24 protein-coding genes are annotated in these 23,605 nt (G+C 53.1%); all 24 read left to right on the forward strand.

Features of this window, described 5'->3' with window-relative positions; genetic code table 11:
• Nucleotides 1-54 precede the first annotated feature (54 nt).
• The 24 genes from ACXMYO_RS04765 to ACXMYO_RS04880 all read left to right on the forward strand — a co-directional run bounded on the left by ACXMYO_RS04765 (nucleotide 55) and on the right by ACXMYO_RS04880 (nucleotide 23,549).
• Complete coding sequence (locus ACXMYO_RS04765; RefSeq protein ID WP_438767197.1) at nucleotides 55-873, forward strand: hypothetical protein; 819 nt, start codon at nucleotides 55-57, stop codon at nucleotides 871-873.
• Entirely contained in the window at nucleotides 873-2,033 is a 1,161-nt protein-coding gene (locus tag ACXMYO_RS04770; RefSeq protein WP_438767198.1) for a glycosyltransferase, read from the forward strand. Before ACXMYO_RS04765 ends, ACXMYO_RS04770 begins: the two co-directional genes overlap by 1 nt.
• Before the next feature lie 9 nt (nucleotides 2,034-2,042).
• Nucleotides 2,043-3,545 carry a lipopolysaccharide biosynthesis protein gene (locus ACXMYO_RS04775; protein ID WP_457807978.1) on the forward strand — a complete coding sequence of 501 codons (1,503 nt, stop codon included), beginning with the start codon at nucleotides 2,043-2,045 and terminating at the stop codon, nucleotides 3,543-3,545.
• Nucleotides 3,546-3,558: 13 nt separating this feature from the next.
• Complete coding sequence (locus ACXMYO_RS04780) at nucleotides 3,559-4,461, forward strand: glycosyltransferase (protein ID WP_438767200.1); 903 nt, start codon at nucleotides 3,559-3,561, stop codon at nucleotides 4,459-4,461.
• 11 nt (nucleotides 4,462-4,472) lie between these two features.
• A complete protein-coding gene (locus ACXMYO_RS04785; protein ID WP_438767201.1) occupies nucleotides 4,473-5,531 on the forward strand; it encodes a hypothetical protein in 1,059 nt (352 codons plus the stop codon).
• Between the two features lie 14 nt (nucleotides 5,532-5,545).
• Nucleotides 5,546-6,613, forward strand: a complete 1,068-nt coding sequence (locus tag ACXMYO_RS04790) for a glycosyltransferase (protein WP_438767202.1) — start codon at nucleotides 5,546-5,548, stop codon at nucleotides 6,611-6,613.
• Entirely contained in the window at nucleotides 6,610-7,443 is an 834-nt protein-coding gene (locus ACXMYO_RS04795; RefSeq protein WP_457807979.1) for a beta-1,6-N-acetylglucosaminyltransferase, read from the forward strand. The genes ACXMYO_RS04790 and ACXMYO_RS04795 overlap by 4 nt, the downstream gene beginning before the upstream one ends.
• Nucleotides 7,440-8,261 (forward strand): glycosyltransferase, encoded by an 822-nt coding sequence (locus tag ACXMYO_RS04800; RefSeq protein WP_438767204.1) that lies wholly within the window; start codon nucleotides 7,440-7,442, stop codon nucleotides 8,259-8,261. The genes ACXMYO_RS04795 and ACXMYO_RS04800 overlap by 4 nt, the downstream gene beginning before the upstream one ends.
• A 205-nt stretch (nucleotides 8,262-8,466) precedes the next feature.
• A complete protein-coding gene (cysQ, locus tag ACXMYO_RS04805; protein ID WP_457807980.1) occupies nucleotides 8,467-9,306 on the forward strand; it encodes a 3'(2'),5'-bisphosphate nucleotidase CysQ in 840 nt (279 codons plus the stop codon).
• An 86-nt stretch (nucleotides 9,307-9,392) separates the two neighbouring features.
• Entirely contained in the window at nucleotides 9,393-10,757 is a 1,365-nt protein-coding gene (gene fliD, locus ACXMYO_RS04810; RefSeq protein ID WP_438767206.1) for a flagellar filament capping protein FliD, read from the forward strand.
• Nucleotides 10,758-10,783: 26 nt separating this feature from the next.
• A complete protein-coding gene (gene fliS / locus ACXMYO_RS04815; protein WP_457807981.1) occupies nucleotides 10,784-11,200 on the forward strand; it encodes a flagellar export chaperone FliS in 417 nt (138 codons plus the stop codon).
• Between the two features lie 2 nt (nucleotides 11,201-11,202).
• Entirely contained in the window at nucleotides 11,203-11,553 is a 351-nt protein-coding gene (gene fliT / locus ACXMYO_RS04820; protein WP_438767208.1) for a flagellar protein FliT, read from the forward strand.
• Between the two features lie 3 nt (nucleotides 11,554-11,556).
• Complete coding sequence (fliK, locus tag ACXMYO_RS04825) at nucleotides 11,557-12,630, forward strand: flagellar hook-length control protein FliK (RefSeq protein WP_457807982.1); 1,074 nt, start codon at nucleotides 11,557-11,559, stop codon at nucleotides 12,628-12,630.
• A complete protein-coding gene (locus ACXMYO_RS04830) occupies nucleotides 12,627-12,914 on the forward strand; it encodes an EscU/YscU/HrcU family type III secretion system export apparatus switch protein (protein WP_438767210.1) in 288 nt (95 codons plus the stop codon). The genes fliK and ACXMYO_RS04830 overlap by 4 nt, the downstream gene beginning before the upstream one ends.
• A 353-nt stretch (nucleotides 12,915-13,267) precedes the next feature.
• Nucleotides 13,268-13,624, forward strand: coding sequence for a flagellar transcriptional regulator FlhD (gene flhD, locus ACXMYO_RS04835; protein ID WP_438767211.1), 357 nt, complete (start codon nucleotides 13,268-13,270; stop codon nucleotides 13,622-13,624).
• On the forward strand, nucleotides 13,614-14,177 hold the full coding sequence (gene flhC / locus ACXMYO_RS04840) for a flagellar transcriptional regulator FlhC (protein ID WP_438767212.1): 564 nt from the start codon (nucleotides 13,614-13,616) through the stop codon (nucleotides 14,175-14,177). The genes flhD and flhC overlap by 11 nt, the downstream gene beginning before the upstream one ends.
• Before the next feature lie 334 nt (nucleotides 14,178-14,511).
• Nucleotides 14,512-15,393, forward strand: a complete 882-nt coding sequence (gene motA / locus ACXMYO_RS04845) for a flagellar motor stator protein MotA (RefSeq protein ID WP_438767213.1) — start codon at nucleotides 14,512-14,514, stop codon at nucleotides 15,391-15,393.
• Between the two features lie 3 nt (nucleotides 15,394-15,396).
• Nucleotides 15,397-16,344: a flagellar motor protein MotB gene (gene motB / locus ACXMYO_RS04850; protein WP_438767214.1), complete on the forward strand. Its 948-nt coding sequence runs from the start codon at nucleotides 15,397-15,399 to the stop codon at nucleotides 16,342-16,344.
• 94 nt (nucleotides 16,345-16,438) lie between these two features.
• On the forward strand, nucleotides 16,439-18,478 hold the full coding sequence (gene cheA, locus ACXMYO_RS04855) for a chemotaxis protein CheA (RefSeq protein WP_457809474.1): 2,040 nt from the start codon (nucleotides 16,439-16,441) through the stop codon (nucleotides 18,476-18,478).
• A 67-nt stretch (nucleotides 18,479-18,545) separates the two neighbouring features.
• Complete coding sequence (gene cheW / locus ACXMYO_RS04860; protein WP_438767215.1) at nucleotides 18,546-19,034, forward strand: chemotaxis protein CheW; 489 nt, start codon at nucleotides 18,546-18,548, stop codon at nucleotides 19,032-19,034.
• A gap of 175 nt (nucleotides 19,035-19,209) precedes the next feature.
• Nucleotides 19,210-21,003 carry a methyl-accepting chemotaxis protein gene (locus tag ACXMYO_RS04865; protein ID WP_457807983.1) on the forward strand — a complete coding sequence of 598 codons (1,794 nt, stop codon included), beginning with the start codon at nucleotides 19,210-19,212 and terminating at the stop codon, nucleotides 21,001-21,003.
• Nucleotides 21,004-21,031: 28 nt separating this feature from the next.
• Nucleotides 21,032-21,877 (forward strand): CheR family methyltransferase, encoded by an 846-nt coding sequence (locus ACXMYO_RS04870; protein ID WP_438767217.1) that lies wholly within the window; start codon nucleotides 21,032-21,034, stop codon nucleotides 21,875-21,877.
• Nucleotides 21,874-22,491: a chemoreceptor glutamine deamidase CheD gene (locus ACXMYO_RS04875; protein ID WP_438767218.1), complete on the forward strand. Its 618-nt coding sequence runs from the start codon at nucleotides 21,874-21,876 to the stop codon at nucleotides 22,489-22,491. The genes ACXMYO_RS04870 and ACXMYO_RS04875 overlap by 4 nt, the downstream gene beginning before the upstream one ends.
• On the forward strand, nucleotides 22,488-23,549 hold the full coding sequence (locus tag ACXMYO_RS04880; protein WP_438767219.1) for a chemotaxis-specific protein-glutamate methyltransferase CheB: 1,062 nt from the start codon (nucleotides 22,488-22,490) through the stop codon (nucleotides 23,547-23,549). The genes ACXMYO_RS04875 and ACXMYO_RS04880 overlap by 4 nt, the downstream gene beginning before the upstream one ends.
• Nucleotides 23,550-23,605 lie beyond the last annotated feature (56 nt).

Below are 23,605 nucleotides of genomic sequence, written 5' to 3' on the forward strand. Positions count from 1 at the left end.
ATACGATACAAGCAGCATCGTATGGCAAAACGATTCGTACTGTGTGGAATGAGCATGTCTAAATATAGTTACATAATCAACTCTGGATGGTGGTGCGGTGAAAAAACACCTGAAAATGATAAAAGAGTTGAATATGGCTCAAGCGAAATAAGAGGCGTAGCTTTTTTTCGCGACTGGTATGAATCGGTAAATCGCCATACGTCACCGACGAAAATTCTGGTGGTTGATTCCGCTTCACCCACTATTCCTGAATTGCCTGATGATGACCGTATGGAATTTATCAGCATGGACGTCAATGGTGGGCATTCGACCAGCCATCTAGGCAAATATGCCGGCTGTACGAGATGTTTTTTTGTGGGTCTGGCATACACCTATGCAAGTGAAGCAGAGTATTGGGTATATGTTGAACAGGATGCGCTGCTTTTCGGCGAGGGGATCGTCGAGCATGCGATCGATAACATGAGCTCTGATTTCATGTTTGGTGACAGAGGGAATACACCACAGCCTCTGCAGCAGTCCATGATGATTATCAAGAAATCCGCGATACCCGGCTTTTTGAACGCCTACGCCCGGATCAAAGCGACAGATGAAGTCATTACGCCGGAAATGAAGTTTGCCATTGCCTCAACCAAACTGGCGCAGTGGCTGCCGGAGAAGTTTTTCCATCAAAAAGATTACAGTACCTTCAAAAACAAGCTGATTAATAAATTACAGTACTGGCTGTTCAAGTATGGCAAGGGATATGATGTATTTCCCTTCGGATTTGGGCGTGCGAAGCCGGTCAATTTTAATGACCGTTACGGTTATTTTCAGCATGGTGATGATGAAGAGCTGCAACAGTATAGAGAAACCATTAACAAGGATGTATCTTGATGAAAGTGCTTCATCTTGTTTCTGATTTCTCCAATTCTTCCGAAACGTTTATTTATGATCTTATCGTGGATATGGAAGAATTGGGGGTGGACAACCATGTTGTGACCAATCGGCATATCAATAAGGTTGAACGCCCCTTTAGCAAGGTTATCAGCTTTGATATAGACCGTAGAAATATTTTTGAAAAGGTTTTGAAACGAGGCCGTAGAAAACTTTTCAATGACTATCATGTTTTTGAGCAAAAAAGGCTGCAACGAGTTGTAAACGACCTTCAGCCGGATGTGTTGCACAGTCATTTCAATTATTTTTTTGAAAACATACATGACCTTATCGAGAAAGGCTTTCGTGGTCGCATTATTGTTTCGACTCATGGCATCGACGTGGTTAATAACAAGCTTTACGGGCAGCCACAGTATGTAGAAAAAGTATATAAATGCCAGCAGCACGACAATATCTATTTCACGGCACCTTCTCATTATTTGAAAAGGAAGTTGCAGGAAATATTTGGCATTGAAAGCGAGAAAATCGTTGTGTTGCCCAACTGTGTCAATATTTCGATGGCGGATTTTGAAGAAAAGAGAATTGACTTGGCCAATGACGTTGCCATCGTCAATGTTGGGCGATTCGTGGGCTTCAAGGGGCAGACTTACCTGATCGATGCGCTGTCGAGACTCCATGAAAATGGATATAAACAGGTCAAGCTTAAATTGATCGGCTTTGGACCGCTGGAAGGGGCGCTGCGTCAGCAGGCTGTCAATCTTGGTCTGGAAAAAGCCGTCGATTTCGAAGTCGATCTGCCACGTGAAAAAATATTCGAGGCGCTGTCCTCAAGCGATATTTACATTCAGCCGTCCATTCAGGATGAGGAAACAGGGCAGGAAGAAAGTTTCGGGATTGCTGTTCTCGAGGCGATATCGGTTGGCTTGCCGGTAGTGGTTACCGATAGTGGTGGTTTGCCCGATACAATCTGTGGTGCTCCCTATCAACCCATGACTCAGATTATTGAAGCCAAGAACAGTCAGGCCATTTATCAGGCCGTCGTGGATATTATTGAAAGCGAGCATCCACCGCTTAAAAAAGAGCAGGTAGACGATTTACTATCGCATTTCAGTACTGATAGCAATCGTGGGAAAATACTTGAGCTATATCGCGGTGCATAAGGAAGTCAAATGAGTAACAGGGATGCAATGAACCGTGATCTTAGATCCGGTTTCGTTTTTGGCTTCATCGAAAAATATTCAAACCTGATCGTACAGTTTGCTGTCACGATGGTGCTGGCTCGATTTCTAACGCCAACCGAGTTTGGCGTTGTGGCTACCGTCATGGTAATTATCTTTTTCTTCAATCTTCTCGGAGAGATGGGGCTTGGACCGGCCATCATCTATCACAAGGAGCTGACGACAGAAGAGATACGCGGCCTTTTCATTATTTGTTTTATATTGGGCATTGCGCTGTATTTCACGTTTTCAGCTGGCGCATTCGTGGCTGCCGATTTCTTTAATAATGAAATTTATTATGGCGTGATGCCACTCATTGGCGCCATGATTTTGTTTTCCGTGATTTCGATCGTGCCAGAGACCCTGCTAAGACGTGAAAAAAGATTCAGTGTGGTGGCCATCATAACGTTGATCAGCGCTCTGGTATCGGGCGCCATTGCGTGTGTCATGGCTTATCGTGGATATGGCGTATATGCACTGGTATGGAAATCCATTATTCATACGGGTATGCGTTTTGTTCTGGTGTGCTTTTATGCCGGCTGGCGCAATCTGGTCGGTAAAGTGGCTCTGACAGGATTCAGGACGGTACTGGGGTTTTCTACGTACCAGTTCATGTTTAATTTTTTAAATTATTTTTCCAGAAACTCCGACAAGATACTTATTTCAAAATTTATCGGTGAGGCCGCCGTTGGTCTTTACGATATGGCTTATCGCCTGATGATGCTTCCTATTCAGAATATAGCAGGCATCGCAACAGCAGCGCTTCAACCTGTCTATAGCACCTTTGGGCAAAAGGAAGTGGCCGAAAGTTATAATGGTCTGGTCAACAAGATATTTTTTCTGGGATTTTTCGTCGCCATCTATATATTCCTTTTTGCTGACAAGATCATATATGTGCTTTATGGCCCTGGCTGGGAGCGCTCCGCTGTAATATTACAGTGTCTGACTCCGTTTTTGATTTTTCAGATTGTACTTGCCACTACAGGTGGTGTATGGCAAACACTTGGCCAGACAAAATCGCTATTCTATTGCGGTGTGTTTTCGTCCATCACCAGCGTACTGGCCATCTCGACCGGGGTATACCTGAATAACCTTTATCTGGTGGCGTTTTTGCTCTCAATGGCCAGTGTGCTCAATTTCGTACAATGCTTCTGGTTGCTACATATCAAAAACGAAAATTTCAGAATGGAAATTCTTTTAAAAGGCATGCCTTCCACGGTTCTGCTTTCCGCTGTCCTGATGGCTGTCATGTTTCTTGGCGTATATCTGATGCCATCGCCATTTGGATTTATGGCAAGTAAAACGCTCTCCAGCCTTTGCGATCTGGTTGTTTTCGGTATTGCTCAGGTGGCCATCGTATTGATAGCAGGGGTTTTGCTTAAAAATGAATCCGCGATCTTTTTCGCCAGAATATTGCAAAAGCCTTTAAGAAAAATGAAGTTGATTGCAGGATAACCAGGTTCGGATAATGAAAATTTCAGTCGTCATTCCTACTTATCGAAGCAGTGGTTTTATCAAGGACACACTTGAAAGCGTTCACCGGTCGGCACGTGATTATGACTATGAAATCATTCTGGTGGATGATTGCTCCGATGATATCAAGGCACTGTCATCGATCGTGACCGATTCACCCAATACCCTTCTTGTAGAGAAGGAAAAAAAATCCAACGCTGCCATCTCCAGAAACATCGGTATTGAACGTGCTTCGGGAAGCCACATTTTTCTTCTCGATTCCGATGATCATTTCAAGTCGGGCTACATCGGTGAGCGTCTGGCGTTCATGGAGCAGGGCCAGCATGACTTTTGTTTCGGGGCCTATACAAACGTATCACTCGATGGCGAAAAGGATTTTATTGAAAATCCTGACGTGCGTGACCCCCGTCACTACCTTTTTATCGAAGACAAGGATATCCGCACATCGACCATCAGCTTTCTGGCTGAGCGCAAGCAAAGCTTTCGATTCAATGAAAGCCTGAACAAGCATCAGGACTGGGGTTTTCTGATCGACACGGCCGAGCACAGCAGGTCATGGGGGTACGATCCTGTTCCGGGTGTCCGCTTGAACTGCGATCGTGACGGGCGTATGAGTGGCTCCATGAATATGGAAGCCAGCAAGGTATTCATGAACAAGTATCTTGTGGATCCTAAACATATCAGTGGTTTTGCCAAGCGACATTTTGTCCTGGCGGCTCTTTTAAAGGACCATGGCGCCTATCGCTTCTTTTCGGATCGCATCATGCCTGAGCTTTTGACGCCAAAGTTCAAAACGATCAAGCTCGCCGGTGATGCGCTTGATAGGATCGGTTTGTTCTTTTTGTTGCCTCATTTGCTTGGCACTTATAAAGCCATTGCCAGATTAAAAAAATCCTGATGGGTTGATATATGACTGCTGAGCTTGCATGGTACCTGGTGTTATGTTGTCTCGCTTTTTTTTATTGCTTTGTCAATAAAAGAACACCGCTGATTCTCGTTACCTACGTGGTGGCTGCTTATTATCTGTGGGTCGTCCGGAACTCCGGATTTGACTACGATATGGTAGGTTATGCCCGATATCTTACCTTTGATTTCGATTTTGCTACAGCCTCGACCTACTATACGAGAGAGTTCGTATACTGGTTTGGCTCCAGCTATCTATATAGCTGGATACAGGATGATGTTATAACGCTTTGGGTCATTGACATGATCTGGCTGACTCTATTGTTTTATGCGATGGGTAACCGTCGACTGAGCAGCAAAGTGCCAATGTATGTCATTCCCTTTATGATAGTATTTTTTCCGCTATTGATGGGTTATCAAAACGTATATCGTCAGTTGATTGCCTGCGTTTTTGTATTATTTGCCTTTTTCGGAGCAAGAAACCTTGTCGTGGCAGGCTTTTTTGGTTTGCTGGCACTGTTTTCACACAATGCCGCCATTGTGTACATGCCGCTGCTTTACATTTTTGCCGTGACCAATGGAATGGCGATCCCGAGAGTCAAGCTATTCCATAAGAGCATTTTTGCGTTGCTCTATCTGGTCATGCTTGGAGGCGTTTATTACTCATCGTTGGGAGACAGCGAACTGGCGAAATCGTCTTCCTCTACGGGTATCTCATTAACCTATGCGTACCTGGCAGTGTTTATGGCCATGTCGTTTGTTGCACTGGTTCTCGAAAACTTTAATCTGAAGCGGTTCGTACAGCACAATATAACTCTGGCCTATTCAATATTTACTTTCATGGCTTTCATCCCGGTACTGGGTGGGGCTCAAGCCGAGCGTATCGGCATGATGCTTCTTATCGTGACGATGCCCATCTTTGCTACGAATCTGGATCGCAGTTTCAAATCGCAAAATGAAAGAATCCTGATGCGTATGCTGTTTGTCATGGCCGGTATCGCCCCGACGTTCTTGTTCAGCTCGGCATACAACTTCCTGATAACCACCGCGCGCCTTGCGGGCTAGGGCTGGAGCTGACATTGAAAATTGCTCAGATTATCACCGAACTAAAGCCAAGCGGGCCGGCCAACGTTGTTAAAAACATTGTGGACAATCTGCCCGAGGGGGTTGAATCAACCGTTTTTTATTTTCGCGGGCCCCCCTCTCTGGAAGTCAGCTGTGAAACGCAGCAGATAGATTTTCGAAATACCGGTATCCTTGAATCATTTGATGTCGTTCATTCTCATGGCATCAGGCCCGATTTTCTGGGAGTTTATGCTTCCCTGTTTAATAAAAAAAGCGTGTTTGTCTCGACTTTACACAACTATGTCAGAGACGAGTTGCTAAATATCTATGGTCGCAAAGCAGCCACTTTTGTAACGCCTGTTTGGATGAATGTCTGGCGACGAATGGATGGTCTGGCCGTTTTGACTCAGGATGCATACAGCTACTATCGACCCAATCTACCGGAAAAAAAGCTTCACGTTGTACATAACGGTATTCGAGAGCTGGCACATACTCATGACCTTTCTCCGGATGATCGGGCAGCAATAGCGTCGCTGTCCGAGCGTTACCATGTGCTGGGAACCAATGCACATCTTATAAAAAGAAAGGGCATCGACCAGGTAGTCAATGTTCTTTCAAAAGCGCCCGAGTGTGCTCTCGTGGTTGTGGGTGATGGTCCTTACAGAGAGGACCTTGTCGCGCTGGCAGAAGAAGCCGGCGTTGCCGATCGATGCTGGTTTACAGGCTACAGGGACAATGTCTCCGCCTTTCTGCCTTATTACGATGTTTACATGATGCCCAGTGTCAGTGAAGGCTTCGGGCTGGCACTGCTTGAGGCCATGGCGGTCGGTTTGCCCTGTGTTTGCAGTGATATAGGTGTTTTCCGTGAAATTCTGCGTGACGATGAAGCCGCTTTTTTTGAGGTAGGTAATCAGACTTCTTTGCAAAACGCGATATCCGATGCGCTTGAGCGTCGACAGCTGCTATCCGAGCGTGCCCGCAATCGTTATCTGGAGCAATTTACCGGCGAGGCCATGAGCCAGAATTATATGGCACTTTACAAAAAGGTAATGGTTGCACGAGGAAAGGCGGGCAAGTCATGAAACATGCCGTTTTAATGATGGTCCACAAAAATCCCGAGCATGTTCAGACGTTTATTGATTGGCTGCTCAAGCACAAAGTGTCGGTTGTTGTTCACGTTGATCGCAATCAGTCAACGCTTCATGCCACCCTGACAGAACAGTTTGCGCACCAGTCTATGGTATGCATCATCAGTAATCCGGTAAGCGTTAATTGGTCGGGTGTCTCTCAGGTTAAAGCCGAGATAGCGCTGATTGAGCAGGCCGTGCAGACATTTCCTGATGCTGATTATTACCATCTCATCAGTGGCGAATGTCAGCCGCTTTTCTGCCCTGATGAATGGGATCGTTTTCTGGATGGCAAAAGTTATCTGGAATCCGAGGAGCTCCCCGAATATGAATGGCGTGTTCGTCGATTTATGCCGTTCGGAGAATCACCAAAAAACCGGACTCTGCCTTACCGGTTGGCGTCTCGTATGCTGCGAGAAGTTCAGCGCATCATGCCCATGCGCAGCAACTTTGGTGATGAAGCAAGGTTGAAGGGGGGCAACTGGTTCAGTCTGTGCCGTGCTGATGTCATGACGGTTCGGCCTCATCTGAATAGCGCTTTCGTTAAGCGGTTCAGGATGACGCGCTGCGCCGATGAACATTTTCTGCAAATCCTGTTTGCACAGCTTGGCATCCATTTTCATCACTACAATCTTCGGTATTGCGTGTGGCATGAAGGCAAGGCAAGCCCCGAATATCTGACGATAGAGCAGCTATCCCAGGCACGGGAAAGTGGCCGATATCTGTTTGCCAGAAAAGTCGATGACACAGTTTTCAAAGAATATTCAAGGAAAAGGCTGCAATGAAATTTTCAGTGCTGATGTCCGTGTATGACAAGGAGTCACCGCGCTTTCTACGCGAGTGCCTCGAAAGCATCAGGACACAGAGCGTGCAGCCTGATGAGGTTGTCATTGTCGAAGACGGCCCCATCAATGATCAACTGCATGAAGCGCTTGATGAATATCGCCCCTCACTGAATATCGTCTCCGTAAGGCTTCCGGAAAACAAGGGTCTGGGGGAAGCACTTAACACAGGGCTTGAGCAGTGCCGTAATGATCTTGTCGCCCGAATGGACACCGATGACCACTGCTGTCCCGGGCGTTTTGAGCTTCAGGTCAACTACATGGCCTCGCATCCTGAAGTGGACATGCTCGGGGGCGCCATTGCCGAATTTAATGAGGATCCACAAAAGCCTCATGCCATTCGGGAACTGCCAACCGGCAAGGACCAGGTTGCCCGTTTTGCGCGCTCGCGCTGTCCGGTCAACCACATGACCGTCATGTTTCGCCGCTCGGCAATTTTAAAGGCAGGCGGCTATCAGCACTTTTTGGGTATTGAAGATTATTATCTCTGGGCACGTCTACTTTGCCAGGGCAGTCACATCGACAACGTCAGCGATATTCTGGTCAACGCACGTGTCGGTAATGGCATGCTGGCAAGACGGCGGGGCTGGCATTACTTCAAGCAGGATGTGAAGCTTCAAAAAAAGTTTCTCGACATGGGCTTTGTCGGGCCGGGTACCATGTGCATGAATGTTCTCAAGAGAGCTCCCTTGCGCCTTATGCCCGAGAAGCTGCTGGCTGCCGTTTATCAGGGTGTCTTGAGGAAAAAGCCGACCGCCTGATGCAGGCATGGTGACAGCGCTGGAAGTGTCTGCAATACGTTTTAACCCCGATACAGGCCAAAAGCCTGTATCGGGGTTTTTAATTTTCTGCGCGCCGATCGCCTGATAAGGGGGGTAAAAGCCGCGTTACTCGTCTGACCTGACAGGCTCGGCGGTCGCCGCCGGCCACGGTATAGTATTCATGCCACATAAAGAGAGTAAATCAATGACAGCGCTGCTCGAGTCCGTAAAACAAATCGCGCGGGATGCCTGCGGTGTCATCATGAGCATCTACCGGGACTCGATAGAGATTACTACCAAATCCGACAGCAGCCCCCTGACGCAGGCTGACATGGCGGCACATCGGCTCATCACGGCCCGTTTGTCTGATTTGACACCGTCATGGCCGGTCCTTTCAGAAGAGTCAGGCGCTGATGACATACAGAATCGACGATCATGGTCAACCTTCTGGCTGGTCGATCCTCTGGATGGCACCAGGGAATTCATCAACCGCAACGGTGAGTTTACGGTCAACATCGCTCTGGTTCATGAAGGTCATCCAATCCTTGGCGTTATTGCAGCCCCCGTTTTAAAGACCCTGTGGTATGGCGCAAGGGGTGAGGGAGCATGGCGACAGCGTTTCGATGAGCCAGCCGAGCCCATCGCCGCCACGACATGGCAGCCCGATCAGATACTGAGAGTGGTAGGCAGTCGCTCTCATGGCAGCGAGGTGTTCGAGCGTTTGCTAAAAGCCCTGCCACCCTACGATCTGCAGGGCGTCGGCAGCTCGCTGAAGTTTTGTCGCATTGCCGAAGGTGCTGCCGATTGCTACCCAAGGCCCGGCTCAACCTGTGAATGGGATACCGGGGCCGCCCAGATCATTGTCGAGGAAGCCGGCGGCCATGTTCTTCAACTCAATAGCGATACTCTGCAAGCGGAGGAGGCGCTTCGATACAACTGTCGCGCGTCATTGATCAATCCGGGTTTTGTCGCCATGGGGCGAGGGCTCGGCGACAAATGGAATCATCCCGATTTTTTGAAAAATTCCGGTGACAGATTGTCTTAAATATTTCAGGGCTTTTGCCGATAGTGTCTCTGAGAGAACAATGAATCCAATTTGCCTGCCAGGATTCCCATTCCGGAGTATTACAAATGGCTATCGAATCACTGGGTGTCGGCTCCAATCTTGATCTGACGTCACTGCTTTCAGGCTTGAAATCAGCAGAACAGGAAAAGCTTGCGCCGATCAATTCCAAGCTTTCCTCGACCAACGCCAAACTGTCGGGCTTTGGTCAACTGACAAACTCGCTTGAAAGTTTTCAGACAGCGGCTCAGAAACTCAACAGTTCCAAACTGTATGAAGGGTTTGCTGCCAAGGTCAGCAACTCGGCGTTGACTGCCTCAGCAGGCAGTACCGCCGCCGCGGGCAGTTATGACATCAAGATCAATTCTTTGGCGACGGCGCAATCTCTGGCCACTGCCGGACGTGGCGATACGACAAGCGCTATCGGAACAGGAACACTGAGTGTCAAGGTGGGCGAAAAATCCACCGATATCGATATTACCGATGGATCACTGGCCGGCATCCGCGATGCCATCAACAAGGCCGATGCCGGTGTCACAGCCTCTATTGTCAATGATGGCAGCGGCACGCCTTATCGTCTGGTATTGAACGCCCAGACCACCGGTGCTGCATCAACCATGTCCTTTTCAAGTGACAACAGCGAGCTTAACGGGCTGTTTTCCGGAACAACTGAAACGGTCAAGGCGGCAGATGCATCTCTGACAGTGAATGGCTTGGCCATTACAAGTGCTTCCAACACCGTTGAAGAGGCCATTCAGGGCGTGACCCTCAACCTTGTCGAAACAACCGCCGATGGTGCATCGACAAAGCTTACGGTCAATCAGGATACGGAAAGCGTCAAAACAGCAGTGCAGGACTTTGTAAAAGCCTACAACGCGCTCAACGACAAGATTACGTCATTGACCAAAGTCAGTGGCGAAGGGGATGGCGTCAAGGGTGCAGCACTAACGGGCAATAGTACCGTGCGCTCTGTTCAAAGCACGCTGCGCAATGTCATGAGTGATGCAGTAGCCGGCGAAGGTATCAACTATCTCTTCGAGGCCGGTATCAGTTTCAGCAAGGATCTCAGCAAAAGTGGCAAGCTCGAGATCAGCGACGAGAAAACGCTTGATAAGGCTCTGGCCAACAATCTTGATGGCATGAAAGGGCTTTTTGCCGGAGACGGCAAAACCGGCATTGCGGCCAGACTCGACAGCAGTATCAGTCAAATGCTGACAAACAATGGCACGGTGGGCAGTGCCAAGGCCGGCCTTGAAAGTTCTGTCAAAAGCCTCGAAGCCCGCAGCCTGAAAATGAAAGAGACCATTGATACGACAGTGGAACGCTATAAAAAGCAGTTTCAGCAGCTCGATTTGATGATGTCCAAGCTTAACAATACGCAGTCATATCTTACCCAACAGTTTGAAGCGCTCAACGGCGCTTCGAAGAACTAACCGGTCTTTAGTGGCGGATACCAACTATGTATGCACAAAGAGGGGCAAGCACCTACGCATCGGTAGGTGTAGAGACGGGCGTCATGAGCGCATCGCCTCATCAGCTGATTGTCATGCTGTTCGACGGCGCCATGGCAGCCATCTTCAAGGCCAAATGGGCCATGGACCATAACGATATCGCCGGTCGTGGCATGGCGATTTCCAAGGCCATCGATATCATTGATGGTGGGCTGCGCGCCAGTCTGGACATGACGCGTGGTGGCCCTCTGGCCGAGCGGCTGTCCTCACTTTATGAGTACATGACACGCTCTCTTTTAAAGGCCAACGTCTCCAGCGACAAGGCCTTGATCGAGCATGTCGAAAGTCTTTTGAGTGATATCGCCGGTGCCTGGAAGGAGATCGGGCCGAGTGTTCAGCAACCCACTGCCGCCGGCCAGGTCTGAACATGGAAAAAAGACGCGCCCTGATCATTCGGGGCTATGAACGGGCGCTGAAGCTGAGCCACGAGATGCTTGACCATGCCGATGCAGGTCAGTGGCAACAGCTCATCTCGCTTGAGCATGACTATCTTTGCGAGATCGATCGCCTGCGAGTGCGCGATGGTCAGATTACGCTGGACAGTGATCGTCAGGCACACAAAAAAGACATTCTGGCCCAGCTTCTGGAAAACGATCAGCGGCTACATGCCCTGTTGCAGCAAAGACTTGCCGAGCTCAGTCACTTGATGGGGCAGGGCCGGGTACAGCAGCAGGTCAGCCGTGCTTATAGCGCAGCATCGGCCCCGATGGGGGAATAGATCATGAGTACAATTACACCACTGCTGGATACCTTGCTTCACAACGTTTTGGGGCGTCGGGCAGATCTGGATCGGGTTGCTTCAAGGCAACCCGATTTGCCATTGGGTGGTGTAACCTATACCCCGGCCGTTCGCCATGGCACCTCTGACACGCCGGATGAAACACTCGAGCGGCACAGCGAGGATGCAGCCGCAAGGGCAAAGACGACTGACAAGGCGTCTGCCCGGGTGACAGTTGCGAACACTCCTGCCTCCCTTGGCGACAGGACGTCGGACAGCACGCCTCGATCTTCCACGACACATTTCAGCGCCGAAGCCAGAGCCATATCCCGGATTCTGGAAAAATTCCCGACCACGGCGCCTGTTGTCCGATCCGACGCTGTCATGCTGCCAGCCGGGCGCCCGCCCGAAGCTGCCGGTCTCGCGGCAACCCTTGCCGGGCAGATCAAGCACAGCGGCCTTTTCTATGAGTCGCATTTACGTCAGTGGCTTCTGGGACAGCATGATCAGCAGGAATTGCTCAAGGAGCCTCAAAACAGGCTTTTTCAGCCGCCTGCTGCCGGTCAGCCAGCCAATGCTGACAGAGCGTATGGTGCCCTGAATACGGCCATGCGCGAGCGTGTTGCAATGCAGACGGGCGACCCCTCGACGCCAGAAGGGGGCACCACTGGTACAACATCTGCTCAGGACGACCTGCAGGGCATTCTTCGTCATCAGCTGGAGCTCATGACATCGCCGCTCATTCGCTGGGAAGGGTTTTTGACGCCTCACATACCAGTGCAGTGGGAAATCGAGCAGGAGGGCGAGACGGCTGCTGACGAGGGAGTAGAGGAGCCCCAGCGTATCTGGCGGTCGAAATTGAATCTGATATTGCCCGCATTGGGACACGTTGACCTGGAGATCAGCCTCCAGGACAAGACCATCAACGTCAGTGGCAGAGTAGAAGGCACCTATCTTGCGTGGATGACCGTTCAGGGTCGACATCTTGATGAAAGGCTGACAGGTGCCGGCCTGCAACTGACCACTCTGCATTTCTCTCCCCAGGGCAGGGATGATCACAATGAGGGTGAGATATGACACCTTTCGACGATCAGCCCTTGCAGCGTCAGCGCGCGGTCGCCATTGCTCATGAGGCCAATGAGGCCCCTCGTGTGGTAGCAAAGGGCTACGGCACCACTGCCGATGCCATCATAGAAAAGGCGCAGGCAAGCGGCGTCTATGTGCACCAGTCCCCTGAGCTGGTCAATCTCTTGTTGCATGTCGACCTTGATGATCGCATTCCACAGGAACTGTATCTGGCACTGGCGGAACTCCTTTGCTGGATACACGAGCTTGAGCAGGATGCTGCCTCCGTTTTGTAATACGCCTCGCAACAAAGCAGTAACCTAAAGATACATAAAAACCTCCTCAAATTGACGAATTGGGCCACATTCTGGGCCCTTTTCGTCTAACGTTGATTTTGTTGATTAAATTCTCTGTTATTGTCTTAAGACAATGCATACGAAAACATTGTTTTTGTACTAGTAAAAAAAATGGTTGTGATAGGAAAGTATGGTGTGGCAATATTGCAAAAAGTAACGAGGCGTTACATTTAATTGAGTAAATGTCGCCTCGCCTGGCAATGAGCCTGTCGCGAACCATCGGTCAAGAGCGTAAACAATCGCCGCTGCACCCATCGCGAAAGGACAAATTTTCAAGACGAGGGGAAGGGAACATGATGACCACAAGCCATTTGCTGGACGATATTCGCAACGTCAACCTGTCTTATCTGCTTCTGGTACAGCGCCTTTTGAACGAAGATCGCTCTTCTGCGATGTTCAGGCTGAAACTGAACGAGCAGATGGCTGATACCCTGGCATCGTTACCTATCTCCCAGCTCGCAAAGCTTGCCAATTCCAACCAGTTGCTGTGCCACTTCGCACTGGTGGACCCGGCACAGCTGTCTTCTCTTACCACGCAGCAGCGTGAAGACGACCTCAAGCGAACGCATGCCGCTATCCTGCTGGCAGGCAGCATGCATGACGGCGAGGAGGAGGTGGTGCTGAAAAAGGGGCATCACCATGGCCGATAAAAGCGTTATCAATGAAGTTCGTGATATTCAGCTGGCGATTGAGCTGATCGAACTTGGAGCCCGGCTCCAGGTGCTTGAAACGGAAACGGATCTCTCTCGAGGGCGGCTGATCCGTCTCTACAAGGAAGTGCGGGGCGTTTCGCCGCCGAAAGGTATGCTGCCGTTTTCAACGGACTGGTTTATTACCTGGCTTCCCAATATTCATTCGTCGCTTTTTTACAATATTTATCTCTCCCTGCGTGAACAGAGCCGTTGCGATCGCATGGAAGCCATTATCAAGGCCTATCGACTCTACTTTGAGCAGATATCCATGCTCGAAGATGGTGAGGCTGTTCTGGGGCTGACACGTGCCTGGACGCTGGTACGCTTTTTTGAAAGTGACATGATGCAGCTTTCTTCATGTAATTCGTGCAGCGGCCGGTTCGTCAATCACGCCCATAGCCTTGATCAGGATTTCGTATGCGGTATCTGTCAGCCCCCCTCACGTGCAGGAAAAACCCGGCGCGCGGCTGAAAGAGAGCGCATTCGAAAGGAAAGCGGTACGCAATACTGATTCAATACCACTACTTTCGCTTCAGACGATTCCCCCATCGTTGTCATGATTTCCCCTTGCCCTGAAGGTCCATGCCTTCAGGGCTTTTTATTGCCCATAACCTGTCGGCGCGCCCGTCTTTAAAAAAGGAAAATGACCCCTTTTTATCAGGCTAGTCCTGCCTTTGGTTCGCCGGAAAAGGCGTTAACCTTGCAGACATTATCCTGCAGGCCTGATCAGCAGATGATGAGGATCACATGCCCTTTTTTCCCCAATGAATCTGATGAGATGGGCTCTCAAGCCAGGCCGGTTTTGGCCGATGTTATCTCCAGATCCTGAATACTGAGGAATTACCGTGCTTATATTGTTTGGATACTTTGCTGTTATTGCCTCGGTAATCGGGGGGTACATGATGGTGGGTGGCCATCTGGCCGTGCTGTTACAGCCGGCCGAAATCGTCATCATCTGCGGAGCTGCCCTGGGGGCCTTTATCGCCAGCAACAATGGCAAGGTCATCAAGGCCACATTGCGGGTCGTTCCAAAGCTCAAGGGAAGCGTCAAATACAACAAGGAGCTTTTCATGGAGCTCATGGCGCTTTTGTATCTCCTGCTGGCAAAGGGGCGCCAGGAAGGCATGATGGCACTTGAGCGAGACGTGGAGAGTCCTGCAGAAAGCCCTCTGTTTACCCGCTACCCGAAGCTGATGGCCGATCCATTGCTGATGGAGTTTTTGACCGATTATCTGCGCCTGATGATCAGCGGCAATATGGATGCCTTTGAAATCGAAGCGTTGATGGATCATGAAATTGAAACCTTCCAGCATGAAGCCGAAATTCCCGTCAACGCCATCGCAGGGGTGGGCGATGGGCTGCCGGCCTTCGGTATCGTGGCCGCAGTCATGGGCGTCGTACACGCACTGGGCGCCGAAGGTCTGACACCGGAAGAAGTAGGGCCCCTGATTGCGGCGGCACTGGTGGGCACATTCTTGGGCATATTGCTGGCTTACGGCTTCGTGACACCGCTGGCCACCCATGTCAGGCATCAGATTGGTGAAGTTGAGAAGATGCTGCAGTGCATCAAGGTCACTCTTTTGGCCAACCTCAATGGCTATGCACCGCCGATCGCTGTCGAATTTGGCCGCAAGGTGCTCTATTCAACTGAACGTCCCAGCTTTAGCGAGCTGGAAGAGCATGTACGTGCCGTTCGTTCACAGCCCAGCGGCAATGGGCAGGGATAAATCATGAGCCAGCATCGCCGTCCCATCGTCGTTCGTCGTAAAAAGGCCGCTGCGCATCATGGCTCGCATGGCAGCTGGAAGATCGCCTACGCCGACTTCATGACGGCCATGATGGCCTTCTTTCTGGTGATGTGGCTGCTGGCCGGGACATCGAAGGCCGAGTTTGAGCAGATCAGCGAATATTTTCGCACGCCCCTGAAGGTGGCTCTGGCCGGTGGAGACCGTAATTCGGCCAGCAACAGCGCCATTCCCGGTGGCGGTGATGATGTCATGCACAGCGAGGGCGAGCGCTCTCGAATCACCATTGAGCAAAACAGTGGCATGGCCGCCGACATGTCAGCACTCAGCAGGCTCAAGGCACGCCTTGAGGCTCTGATGCAGGAAGACCCGGCACTACGGGACCTGCGCTCGCAGATGCGTCTGGATCTGACCCCTGAAGGGCTTCGAATCCAGATTGTGGACAGCCAGCGTCGCCCCATGTTCGAGGTAGGAAGCGCACGCGTGGCGCCTCATATGCACAACATACTGACGGCCATCGCGCCTTTGCTCAATGAGCTGCCCAACAAGCTGACCCTTTCGGGACATACAGATGATCTGCCGTTTGCGGCCGGTCTCAGGGGATACAGTAACTGGGAGCTCTCAACGGATCGCGCCAATGCATCACGGCGTGAGCTGGTGACAGGTGGACTTGAGCCAGAGAAGCTGCTGCGGGTCATCGGCATGGCAGACACCATGAACATGCCTGGTGAGGAAGACAGTGCGCTCAACCGTCGGATCAGCATTCTGGTGCTCAACAGCCGCGCCCAGAAGATGATGGAGCAGGAAAACATGGCACCAGGGGCGCCGGCCATCATCGATGGTGAGAAAAGCCCGCTTTCCATCGAGGGCCTGACTCGCAATGAAAACGCCCCGGAAAGTCAGGCGGCGTCGGACCAGCCGACGCAGTCATGAACATCGTGACGGCAGGTTTTGAAAACAGTTTCGCGCGCGCTCGAGTCGAGCGTTGGACCGAATCCAGAAGCAGGGCAGGGCATCAGGCGTGAGCATCGACATTACCGAGTTCTACCAGACATTTTTCGAAGAGGCCGAGGAACTGCTCAGCGATATGGAGCAGCAGCTGTTGCAGATCGATCCCAGCGATCCCGACAGCGAACAGCTCAACGCCATCTTTCGAGCAGCACATTCCATCAAGGGCGGTGCGGGTACGTTCGGCTTTACCGTGCTTCAGGAGACGACACATCTGTTCGAGAACCTGCTCGACAAGGCACGCCATCACGAACTCAGCCTTGACCCGACCATTATCGACATATTTCTGGAAACCAAGGATATGCTCAGCGATCAGCTCAACGCCTATCGTCAACAGACCGAGCCGGATAGCGCCGCCTATGAGCGTATCTGCAACACACTGAAAGCGCTGGCTGAAGAAAAAAGCCAGGGAAATGGCGCGGCCGCCGCCACGACGACGGCCACGGCGGCACCCGCTGCCAGTAGCGGCGCGACGGTGATTCGCATTGCTGGTGTGGCCGCAGACAATGCTACCAGTCTGGCCGAAGAGCTGGCGCTGTTTGGCACCGTGCTGGAACAGCAGCATGCCAACGATGTGCTGACCGTGCGCCTTGAAACCGCGACAGGCGAAGACGACATTCGCGCCGTGCTCTGTTTCGTGGTCGACGACGACCAGATTACCTTCGAGACTGCCGGCGCCGAATCTATTGAAGATGATGCTGTCACGCCAGTGGCTGAAGCACCCGAGCAGAAAGCCCCCGAGCAGGCCGAGGTTGCACCCTCTCCGCCGGCAGCCGAGGCTGCACCGGCGCCGGCGCAAAATGCAGCGCCCGCTGCCAAAAAGGCCGCCAGCGCTGCCGCCAGCAGTGAAAATGCCTCGCTGCGCGTGTCCATCGAGAAAATCGATCAGATCATTAACCTGGTCGGTGAGCTGGTCATTACCCAGTCCATGCTGGAACAGGGGACTGCCGATTTTGATCCGGTGACTCACGGCAGTCTGCTCAGCGGCATGAATCAGCTTCAGCGTAATGCGCGTGATCTGCAGGAAGCGGTCATGTCGATTCGCATGATGCCCATGGATGTGGTCTTCAACCGTTTCCCACGGCTGGTGCGCGATCTGGCTGGCAAGCTTGGCAAGCAGGTCGAACTCGAAACGGTGGGCAAGTCTACCGAACTCGACAAGGGCCTGATCGAGCGCATCGTGGATCCGCTGACGCATCTGGTGCGCAACAGTCTGGATCACGGTATCGAAACGCCCGATCGACGCCTGGCTGCCGGCAAGCCGGCAGCGGGCAGGCTGACCCTGTCCGCCAGCCACCAGGGCGGCAACATTCTTATCGAGATCAGCGATGACGGCGCCGGTCTGAACCGCGAACGTATCCTGAGCAAGGCCCGCGAGAGCGGTCTGGCCGTATCGGACGCCATGAGCGATGACGATGTCTGGCAGCTGATCTTTGCGCCGGGTTTCTCGACGGCCGAGCAGGTGACCGATCTGTCAGGCCGCGGGGTCGGCATGGACGTGGTTAAACGTAACATCGCGCAGATGGGCGGCCACGTGGACATCCTCTCCCGCCCCGGTCAGGGCACCACAACACGAATCGTGTTGCCGCTGACACTTGCCATTCTTGATGGCATGTCGGTACGCGTCGGCGAAGAGGTCTATATCCTGCCGCTGGGGGCCATCAAGGAGTCCATGCAGGTCAGACCGGAAGATATCAGCACCGTAACGGGCAACGATCGCGTGCTCCATGTTCGCGGCGAATATCTGCCTCTGGTCGAGCTGTATCGCGTCTTTGATATTCCTGAAGCGCAGCAGGATGTCACCAGGGGGATCGTCATGATCGTGCAAAGCGAGGGCCGCAGCTTCGCCTTGCAGGTCGACCAGCTGATCGGACAGCATCAGGTGGTGGTCAAGAATCTGGAAACCAACTACCGGCGTGTCCCCGGTATCTCTGCCGCTACCATCCTGGGCGATGGCAGTGTGGCACTGATCCTGGATATCCCGGCACTGTCACGCGCGCCGCAGGATCGCGAAGGCAATCAGACGGGCAGTCATCGTAGTGCTGCCACGCTGCACTAAGTCGAGTGCAAAACGAACAGCCACCTTTAATTCTACCCGGCGGGCCGGGCATCTGGGAGTTGAGACAATGGAAGCTTCTGCTATCGAGAAAGGACAGCTGGAAGGGGAAGGTCACGAGTTTCTGGTCTTTCGACTGGGCTCGGAAGAGTACGGTATCGATATTCTGAGCGTTCAGGAAATTCGCGGCTATGAGGGCGTCACGCGCATTGCCAATGCCCCTTCCTTTATCAAGGGTGTAACCAATCTGCGCGGGGTTATCGTACCCATCGTTGATTTGCGTTTGAAATTTGCACTGGGCAATGCCGACTATACGGCCCAGACCGTGGTCATCGTACTTAATATCGGTCATCGGGTGGTGGGTGTGGTCGTGGATGGCGTCTCCGATGTTCTGGCGCTGACCGGCGAGCAGATCAAGCCGGCACCGGAATTTGGCTCCACGCTTTCCACCCATTATCTGATGGGACTTGGCAGCCTGGATGATCGCATGCTGATTCTGGTCGATATCGAAAAGCTGATGACCAGCGAGGAGATGGCGCTGATCGACAAGGCAGCGTAATCCATCACCCGTGTTTCCAAAGGCGCCGGCATCTGCCGGCGCTTTTTTTATGCCTGTACAAATAGCGTACTTTAAAAGGCGCTAATCCTTGGTTTGTTTTCTTCAAAACATGGCTTGATGTGCGCAGACACGCAGGCAATTGCCGACTACCGAGTTCATCTCAGGAGATCGATCCGTGCGCAACAATCAACCGATCAATGACAAGCATCATGTTCTTGATGAGCAGCAGTTTTTGATCTCCCAGACTGACCTGGACGGCAACATCGTCTATGCCAACCCGGCGTTTATCTGCGTCAGTGGTTTTGAGCGTCACGAGCTGATTGGCGCACCGCACAACCTGGTGCGCCATCCGGACATGCCGCCAATGGCCTTTGCCAATCTGTGGCAGACCCTGCAAGACGGTGGAACGTGGATCGGCATGGTCAAAAACCGCCGCAAGGATGGTGGGTATTACTGGGTCAGGGCGACCGTGATGCCCATGATCGAGCAGGGCAAGGTCAAGGGCTATGCCTCGGTCCGGGTCAAGGCAGATGATGCCGCTATTGCGCACGCCGAAAACGTTTATCGGCGTATCAATAGTGGTCAGGGCAAGGGCTGGACGCTGGTGCATGGTGTGATTACGCCGACCGGTCCGCTGGGCTGGATGCATCGCCTGGGCCGTTTGACGTCCGCTCGCAAGGCCGGCTGGGCAGGCATGACCAGTGCCGTGTCGTCAATAATCCTGCTGGGGCTTCTGGTCGCGGACTATCAGATGCTGTCGACACAGCAAACCCTGCCGGCGCTGATGGGCGTACTGACCATGACAGCGGCTCTGATTGCCGCAGGCACTGCCGTGGCAAGCGCTTTGCTGGTGCGGCGAGTACAGTCTTCGCTTGAGCAGGCCCTGGTGTGCTGTCGCCAGATTTCCGGAGGCGACCTTGAAGCGTCCAGCAGCAGCCGGGATCAGCTGATGATCGCGCTGGATACCATGCGCAAGTGTGTGCTGTGTGTCGTGCGTGACGTCAAAAGCAGCGCTGGCGTGATCTCACCGGCCAGCAACGAGCTTGCCATCGGCAATCAGAATCTTTCCCGACGTACCGAGGAGCAGGCGGCGTCACTGGAAGAGACCGCCAGCAGCATGGAAGAGCTGACAGCCACGGTAGGCCATAACGCCGGGCATGCCAGGGATGCCTCGAAGCTGGCTCATGAGGCGTCGACCGTGGCAGAACGCGGCCGCAACGAGATGGGCGATGTCGTGGCCCGCATGGAGGGCATCACGCAGGCCTCGGCGCGTATCTCCGATATTGTGGGTGTTATCGACAGCATCGCCTTCCAGACCAATATTCTGGCGCTCAACGCCTCCGTTGAGGCAGCGCGTGCCGGTGAGCAGGGCAAGGGGTTTGCGGTGGTCGCCAATGAGGTGCGCAGTCTTGCCAGTCGCAGTGCTCAGGCTGCTCGCGAGATTCGCGAGCTGATCGACAAGTCCTCGGTGGAAGTCAACGCCGGCAGTGAGCTGGTAGCCCGCGCTCAGTCCACCATGACCGATATCGTCGGCGGGGTGCATCGGGTCAGTGGCCTGATGCAGGAGATCTCATCGGCCACCGACGAGCAGAAAAACGGGATCGACCAGATCGGTCAGGCCATTCATCGCATGGATGAAATGACCCAGCAAAATGCCGCCATGGTCGAACAGTCATCGTCGGCATCTGAATCGATGCGTCAAAAGGCCGATCATCTTAATGAAATTGTCAGTCTTTTCAGGATCAAGGAAAGCGCCCGCAAGCCGATAATAACGACAGACGGTGCTGCTTTGGCGACACGGCGCAGTGAACAACCAGGCAGCAGGGAATCGAGCAGGCGCCCATCAGCGGCATCACGTATCGAGTCCGGCCAGAATGGCGTCTCTGCTCCTGCCAGCGCACCAGCGACCCGCCAGCATGACCGGAAGGTTGCTGCTGCGGCAGATGACGGGGACTGGACAACCTTTTAATCACCTTGAGTGATGCGGAGTAAAAGACGTGACTGAAGTCGCTGAAAGCCGCGATTTAAAACTGACGCATGAGGATTTCGAGCGCGTAAGGCGTCTGATCCATGAGCGTGCAGGTATCGCACTGGCGTTACACAAAAAGGAGATGGTGTACAGCCGTCTGGCACGTCGTCTGCGCACGCTCGGGCTCAACCAGTTCAAGGCCTATCTGGATCTGCTGGACGGGCACGCCGAGTCTTCGGAGTGGGAGCATTTCGTCAACGCTTTGACGACCAATCTGACGTCGTTTTTCCGCGAAGCGCACCATTTTCCGATTCTGGCCGATCACGTTCGTGCTCAGAGCGGAAGCGTCAAGGTATGGTGTTGCGCCGCTTCCACAGGTGAAGAGCCCTGGTCGCTGGCCATGACGCTGACCGAAGCGCTGGGCTCAAAGGCGCAGAATGCCAAAATTGTGGCCACTGATATTGATACCAAAGCGCTCGCCACGGCGGCGGCCGGTATCTACCCGATCGCTCAAATCGAGAAACTGTCGATGGAGCAGCGCAAGCGGTTTTTCATGCGCGGGGTAGGGGCCAAATCCGGCGTCGCCCGCGTGAATCCGGCGCTGGCAGCCATGGTGGAATATCGCCAGCTCAATCTGCTGGCGGCGCGATGGGATGTTGAAGGTCCCTTTGATGTCATCTTTTGTCGCAACATCATGATTTATTTCGACAAGCCTACCCAGAAAAAGATCCTGGAAAGGTTTGCACCGATGCTCAAGCCCAACGGACTGCTTTTTGCCGGGCACTCCGAAAACTTTACGTATCTGACCGATGCCTTCCGGCTGCAGGGGCATACCGTTTATGGCCTTGCATCAAACCCGGGTTCCCGCCCATGAAATTTCGGGAGCAGGAAGGCCTGGCCAACCACTTTTACTTTGATCGTGATGACAGCCTTGACGCCGTCAAGCTGTTGCCCAGCGAGTATTACGTGGCGTCATCACCCATGGTGCTGTCGACGGTGCTGGGTTCCTGTGTCTCGGCGTGTATTCGAGACAGTGCAGCAGGTGTGGGCGGCATGAACCATTACATGTTGCCCGGCGATGGCAGTCACGATACCAGCGGGCCGCGTCTTCGCTACGGCGAGCACGCCATGAGCACGCTGGTCGAGGAAATATGTCGCCTTGGCGGGCGTCGCGACCGGCTGGAAGCCAAGGTGTTCGGGGGCGGTATGGTCATTGCCGGTATGGCATCGCGCATCGGATTTGCCAATGCCGAGTTTGTCATGGCGTGGCTTGATCGCGAAAACATTCGTGTCCTGGCGCAGGATCTTAACGGTAGCCATGCACGTCGCGTGCACTATCTGCCAGGGACCGGTCAGGTGAGGGTCAGACGTCTTAACGGTAGTGCCACGGTCTGCAGTCGTGAAAAGACATTGATCGAAGCGCTGGTTGGGGACGCTGTCAATCCGCTGGTCGCGGCCGCGGCAGGCATGAAAGGAGCAGGACGGTGAGCAAGATCAAGGTATTGTGTGTTGACGACTCGGCACTGATTCGCAGCCTGATCAGCGAAATCATCAATCAGGAACCGGACATGGAAGTGGTTGCCACGGCGCCGGATCCGCTGGTGGCTCGTGATCTGATCAAGCGAACCAATCCCGATGTGCTGACGCTGGACGTCGAAATGCCGCGCATGGACGGTCTGGACTTTCTTGAAAGGCTCATGCGCTTGCGCCCCATGCCTGTCGTGATGGTGTCGTCCCTGACAGAGCGTGGCTCGGAAATCACCATGCGCGCGCTTGAGCTGGGTGCCGTGGACTTCGTGACCAAGCCGCAGCTTGGCATTCGCGAAGGCATGGCCGAATACGCCCACGCCATTACCGATAAGATTCGGGCAGCGTCCAGAGCCAAACTCAAGGTGGCACAGCCGTCATCGACCCCGGCGCCGACAGCACTGCGTGCCCCGCTGTATTCCAGCGAGAAGCTTTTGATTGTCGGTGCTTCGACCGGGGGCACCGAAGCCATTCGGGAGTTTTTGATGCCGCTGCCTTCGGACAGCCCGGCAATACTGATTACACAGCACATGCCGGCCGGGTTTACCAAATCCTTTGCCGCGCGGCTGGACAGTCTGTGCCGCATCAGCGTGCGCGAGGCCGTCCATGGCGAGCGTGTGCTGCCCGGACATGCCTATCTGGCGCCGGGGGGCGAGGCGCATTTGCGTCTGGCCCGCAGCGGTGCCAACTATGTGATTTCGCTGGATCATGAGGCTCCGATCAACCGCCACCGGCCCTCCGTTGATGCGCTGTTTGAATCGGCTGCCACCCATGCGGGCAAAAACGCTATCGGGGTGCTGTTGACCGGCATGGGCAAGGATGGGGCTCAGGGGCTTTTGAAAATGCGTCAGGCCGGTGCCTGGACGCTGGCGCAGGACGAAGCCACCTGCGTGGTTTTTGGCATGCCGCGGGAGGCCATTGCGCTGGGCGGCGCCTGCGAGGTCGTCCCCATTACCAGCATGTGCGAGCGGGCGCTGGCACAGCTGGGTGGCAACAATCGACAGGCGCTGCGCGTCTAGCGCGGCATCATTGAATCGTTGACTCGCGCGCAAGCGCACTTATTTGAAAAGGAAAT

Source organism: Kushneria sp. EE4, assembly GCF_977968315.1.

Bases quoted from the DNA above. Each gene is read 5' to 3' on its own strand.
- flhC (WP_438767212.1), top strand. From the start codon at position 13,614: ATGGCCGATAAAAGCGTTATCAATGAAGTTCGTGATATTCAGCTGGCG.
- ACXMYO_RS04795 (WP_457807979.1), top strand. From the start codon at position 6,610: ATGAAACATGCCGTTTTAATGATGGTCCACAAAAATCCCGAGCATGTT.
- cheW (WP_438767215.1), top strand. From the start codon at position 18,546: ATGGAAGCTTCTGCTATCGAGAAAGGACAGCTGGAAGGGGAAGGTCAC.
- fliS (WP_457807981.1), top strand. From the start codon at position 10,784: ATGTATGCACAAAGAGGGGCAAGCACCTACGCATCGGTAGGTGTAGAG.
- fliD (WP_438767206.1), top strand. From the start codon at position 9,393: ATGGCTATCGAATCACTGGGTGTCGGCTCCAATCTTGATCTGACGTCA.
- ACXMYO_RS04830 (WP_438767210.1), top strand. From the start codon at position 12,627: ATGACACCTTTCGACGATCAGCCCTTGCAGCGTCAGCGCGCGGTCGCC.
- ACXMYO_RS04780 (WP_438767200.1), top strand. From the start codon at position 3,559: ATGAAAATTTCAGTCGTCATTCCTACTTATCGAAGCAGTGGTTTTATC.
- fliK (WP_457807982.1), top strand. From the start codon at position 11,557: ATGAGTACAATTACACCACTGCTGGATACCTTGCTTCACAACGTTTTG.
- ACXMYO_RS04770 (WP_438767198.1), top strand. From the start codon at position 873: ATGAAAGTGCTTCATCTTGTTTCTGATTTCTCCAATTCTTCCGAAACG.
- fliT (WP_438767208.1), top strand. From the start codon at position 11,203: ATGGAAAAAAGACGCGCCCTGATCATTCGGGGCTATGAACGGGCGCTG.
- motB (WP_438767214.1), top strand. From the start codon at position 15,397: ATGAGCCAGCATCGCCGTCCCATCGTCGTTCGTCGTAAAAAGGCCGCT.
- ACXMYO_RS04765 (WP_438767197.1), top strand. From the start codon at position 55: ATGTCTAAATATAGTTACATAATCAACTCTGGATGGTGGTGCGGTGAA.
- cysQ (WP_457807980.1), top strand. From the start codon at position 8,467: ATGACAGCGCTGCTCGAGTCCGTAAAACAAATCGCGCGGGATGCCTGC.
- ACXMYO_RS04875 (WP_438767218.1), top strand. From the start codon at position 21,874: ATGAAATTTCGGGAGCAGGAAGGCCTGGCCAACCACTTTTACTTTGAT.
- flhD (WP_438767211.1), top strand. From the start codon at position 13,268: ATGATGACCACAAGCCATTTGCTGGACGATATTCGCAACGTCAACCTG.
- ACXMYO_RS04800 (WP_438767204.1), top strand. From the start codon at position 7,440: ATGAAATTTTCAGTGCTGATGTCCGTGTATGACAAGGAGTCACCGCGC.
- ACXMYO_RS04775 (WP_457807978.1), top strand. From the start codon at position 2,043: ATGAGTAACAGGGATGCAATGAACCGTGATCTTAGATCCGGTTTCGTT.
- ACXMYO_RS04785 (WP_438767201.1), top strand. From the start codon at position 4,473: ATGACTGCTGAGCTTGCATGGTACCTGGTGTTATGTTGTCTCGCTTTT.